The 3,957-nt window shown below is 76.2% G+C and carries 4 protein-coding genes; 2 read left to right on the plus strand and 2 right to left on the minus strand.

Annotated features, from left to right (window positions below):
• The coding region (locus DZF91_RS40460; RefSeq protein ID WP_199486922.1) for a hypothetical protein at nt 1-544 on the plus strand (544 nt) is incomplete at its 5' end.
• A 68-nt stretch (nt 545-612) separates the two neighbouring features.
• On the opposite strand, the gene DZF91_RS27035 is transcribed toward DZF91_RS40460, so the two are convergent.
• Complete coding sequence (locus DZF91_RS27035) at nt 613-1,647, minus strand: Gfo/Idh/MocA family protein (protein WP_235834601.1); 1,035 nt, start codon at nt 1,645-1,647, stop codon at nt 613-615.
• Nucleotides 1,648-1,661: 14 nt separating this feature from the next.
• Complete coding sequence (locus DZF91_RS27040; RefSeq protein ID WP_117359984.1) at nt 1,662-2,849, minus strand: nucleotide disphospho-sugar-binding domain-containing protein; 1,188 nt, start codon at nt 2,847-2,849, stop codon at nt 1,662-1,664.
• 249 nt (nt 2,850-3,098) lie between these two features.
• Between DZF91_RS27040 and DZF91_RS27045 the strand changes: the two genes are divergently transcribed.
• The coding region (locus DZF91_RS27045; RefSeq protein ID WP_117359985.1) for an ATP-binding cassette domain-containing protein at nt 3,099-3,957 on the plus strand (859 nt) is incomplete at its 3' end.

The following is a 3,957-nucleotide window of genomic DNA, read 5'->3' on the forward strand; positions in this document are numbered from 1 at the left end:
CGCCGCCCGGCACGTCCCCGCGCTGACGATCGTCGCCGATGCCTCGCCCCGGTCGCGGGCGGCGGCGCGGGTCGTCGGCGACGCGGCGCGGGCGCACCGCGTCACCGTGACCCCGCAGGCGCGCGACGACCGGCCCACGGTCATCGTCGGCGGATGGGCGACCGCGTACGCGCGGCTCATGGACATCGCGCGCGGCCGAATCCCGTCCCAGGGCAGCTACCTCGCGCCGTGGCTGCTCGCTCCGCCGCTGCTGACCGTCCCGGCGGGACAGCTCGTGCCGCTGCGTTTCGCGCCGGACGATCCCATGCCGCAGCGCTACGAGGCCGCGCTGGAACGCCGGTATCCGGGACAGCCGCCGACCGCGACCGGCTACGCCGCGTGGCTGGCGGCGCTCCGCGCGCCGTCCGCCACGACGTGCCGGCTGTTCGCGGCCTCGACGGTCCAGGTCCCCGGACCGCTCGGGCACGACCACGGCACCGGCGGCGCGTGGCTTCCGGGCGGCACGATCACCGAGGTCGCGGGCCCGCTGGGCCGTCCGGCCTGACCAGGCGGGCACAGTCGGCCATCACGGTGGCCAGGCACGGCGCAGAGGGCGGGCACGGGCTCCGGCGCTCAGAGTGCGGGCGCGGGTTCCGATGCGGGGAGGCCCGCGGCGGCGCGGACGGCGTCCAGGAGGGCGGCGCAGCGGACGGCGTCGTCGAGCGCGGTCTCCAGCGCGGCGCGTTCCGGCCCGTCCTCGCGGACGGCCCCGACGAAGCACTCAAGCGCCGCCCGGTAATGGTTCGCGGGCGGGAGCGTCAGCCGCTCCTCGCGGTCCTGCTGCTCGATGCGGAGCACGGGTTGCCATGTCGCGGGCGGCGTGAAGGCCCGGTCCAGGATGATCCGGCCGCTGCTGCCCCAGACCTCGTAGCGGGACCGGTAGGCGTGCCGGAACCCGAACGTCAGGTGCGCCGCGGCGCCCCCCTCGCCGCGCGTCGCGCCTTCAGCGCGCAGCAGCACGTCTCCGCCGGTGTCCACGCCCGTCCGCGCGTCGTGGTGGAGGACCGCTCCGGCGACCTCCAGCCGGCCGGGCAGCAGCATCATCGCCGCCTGGACGGGGTAGTAGCCGATGTCCAGCAGCGCGCCCCCGCCGAGCTCCGGGACGTAGCGGATGTCGTCCGCCGGGCGGGGCGGGAACGCCAGCGCGGCCGTCAGGGACCGCGGCTCCCCGATCGCGCCGTCGGCGATCAGCTCGCGGACCCTGGCGTGCTGCGGGTGATGGGCGAACATGCGGTTCTCCATCAGCCGCAGGCCGAGGGAGCGCGCGAGCGCGGCGAGCCGGGCGGTCCGCCCGTGGCTCGTGGTCAGCGGCTTCTCCACCAGGACGTGGCGTCCGGCGCGCAGGGCCCGCTCCGTCCACTCGGCGTGGAGCGCGGCGGGCAGCGGGATGTAGACGGCGTCCACGTCGTCGCGGTCGAGCAGCGCCGCGTAGCCGTGCACGGGGGTCCCGCCGAACCGGTCGGCGAACTCCCGCGCGCGCCCTGCGGAACGGCTCGCCACCGCCGTGAGCACCGCGTCCGGCATGCCCGCCAGCGCGGGAAGCACCTGCCGGGCGGCGATCCCGGCGCAGCCGAGCACCCCGATCCGCAGCGGTCGCCGGTCGTCCACGTGCCCTCCGGGTGTCAGTGCGAAGCCGCCGGGGCCGTTCCCGCCGCCGGGTCGGCCGAGGCCGCCGCGTCGGTCAGGGCCGCCAGCGTCGGGACCAGGTCGGCCGGGGCCGGCAGCGTCTCCATCTCGGCCCGCACCTGGTCGGTCGCCTTGCGGATCGCCTCGTCGGCGAGCAGCGCCTCCAGGGTGGCGGGGGTGACGTCGTCCTGCAACGTGACCAGGCCGACGCCGCCCTTCTCCACGGCGGGCGCGAGGGTCTTGTGCCCCAGGTAGCGGGGGTCGAGCGCGACCAGTTGCGGGACGCCCGCCCAGATCGCGGCCAGGGCCGTCCCGCCGCCGCCGTGGTGCACGACTCCGGCGCAGGTGGGGAGCAGCAGGTCCATCGGCGTCCAGCCGATCGGACGGACGTTGGGCGGCAGCACGCCGAGCGGCTCCGGGGCGGCGTCGCCGAGCGCGAGCAGGAACTCGGCGTCCAGCTCGGCCGCCGCGGCGACGGTCGCCTCCAGCGGGCCCAGCCCGTGCATGCCCGGCCGGATGCTGCCGAGCGTGACGACCACGCGCGGACGGTCGCCGGGTGCGGGCAGGCGCTCCATCTCCGCCCCTCCGGTGTACGGGACGTACCGCATGAACTCGCCCTCGGGCGCCGGGAAGGGCAGCATCGACGGCGGGACGAACTCCAGCGTCAGCGCCGGCCGCGACGGCACGTCCGGTACGCCGAGCCGGTGCAGGTCGTCGGCGAGCAGGCGCAGCACCTCGTCGTGGACGCCGCCGGTGCGGATCGTGCCGAGGTTGCGCTGCACGGCGGGCACCCCGGCGCGGGCGGCGGCGACCAGCCCGTACGGCGCGGACTGCTCGAAGACCACCAGGTCGGGGCGCCAGGTGTCGGCGAGCGCGACGGCGGTGGCGAGGAACGGGCGGTTCAGCGCGGCGACGCCGGGCGCGAGCTTGGCGGGGTCGTCGCCGAGGGGCTCCATCCAGCGCTCGACCAGTTCCGGCCGCGCGGCGAACAGCTCGGCCAGGATCGCGTTGCCCGACGTGCCGGGCGCCGCGTCCACGACCTGCAGGCCCGTCCCGGCGGCGAGGGCGGTCTGCTCGGAGTAGGTCAGCAGGGTCTCGTGGCCGGCCGCCCGGAACGCCCAGGCCAGTGGCGCGAGCGCGAACACCTTGCTGATCGGCGGGGTGGCGGCGAACAGTACGCGCATCCTGTGCGCCCCTTCCTGTTCCGGGGATCCGGGAAGCGGTCCGAAAGCGCAGAGCGACAGTAACGCTACTACAAATTCAAGTCAATCTTGGGCTTCTTCGCATCGAAGCGCGGTGTTACCGTGCCAGAGAGTGACCGACCCCACTAAGGTTTGGGATAGTCGGAGTTCGACCCGCCAGTCGTTTCGTCCGCCGCCACGCCGTCCGTTCCCGCCGCCGCGCCGCCCGGCCCCGCCCCGCTGGAGGAGCTCTTGGCCCCCGCATCCGACCTGGCCATCGAGACGTCGGGCCTCGTCAAGACCTTCGGTGAGACGCGCGCGGTGGACGGTGTCGACCTCGCCGTCCGGCCCGGCACGGTGCACGGCTTCCTCGGCCCGAACGGCGCGGGCAAGACGACCACGATCCGGGTCCTGGCGACGCTGCTGCGCCCCGACTCCGGCACCGCCCGGGTCTGCGGCCACGACGTGGTGCGCGAGGCGGCGGCCGTGCGGGCGCGGATCGGCCTCACCGGGCAGTTCGCGTCCGTCGACGAGGACCTCAGCGGCGCCGACAACCTGTTCGTGCTGGCCCGCCTGCTGGGCCACCGGCCCCGGCGGGCCCGCGCCCGCGCCGCCGAGCTGCTGACCGCCTTCGGCCTCGAGGAGCAGGCGGACGTGCTGGTCAAGAACTTCTCCGGCGGCCTGCGCCGCCGCCTGGACATCGCCGCGAGCCTGGTCGTCCGGCCGGACGTGCTGTTCCTGGACGAGCCGACCACCGGCCTCGACCCCGTCAGCCGCAGCCGGGTCTGGGCCGTGGTCCGCGCGATCGTGGACACCGGCACCACGGTCGTGCTCACCACCCAGTACCTGGAGGAGGCCGACCAGCTCGCCGACCGCATCGCGGTCATCGACCGCGGCCGGATCATCGCCGACGGCACCTCCGACGAGCTGAAGGCGTCGGTCGGGTCGAACGCGCTGCGGGTGCGGCTGCGCGACCCGGCGCAGCGCGCGACGGCGGTCCGGGTGCTGCGGCGGGAGCTCGGCCCGGACGGCGAGATCACCGTGGGCGCGTCCCGCGGCGGCCCGACGCCCGGCGCCTCCCCCGACGCGCCCGGCGGCTCGCCCGGCCGCG

It is taken from the genome of Actinomadura logoneensis (assembly GCF_003428695.1).
Taxonomy (GTDB): Bacteria; Actinomycetota; Actinomycetes; order Streptosporangiales; family Streptosporangiaceae; genus Spirillospora; species Spirillospora logoneensis.

Bases quoted from the DNA above. Each gene is read 5' to 3' on its own strand.
- DZF91_RS27040 (WP_117359984.1), bottom strand. From the start codon at position 2,849: ATGCGCGTACTGTTCGCCGCCACCCCGCCGATCAGCAAGGTGTTCGCG.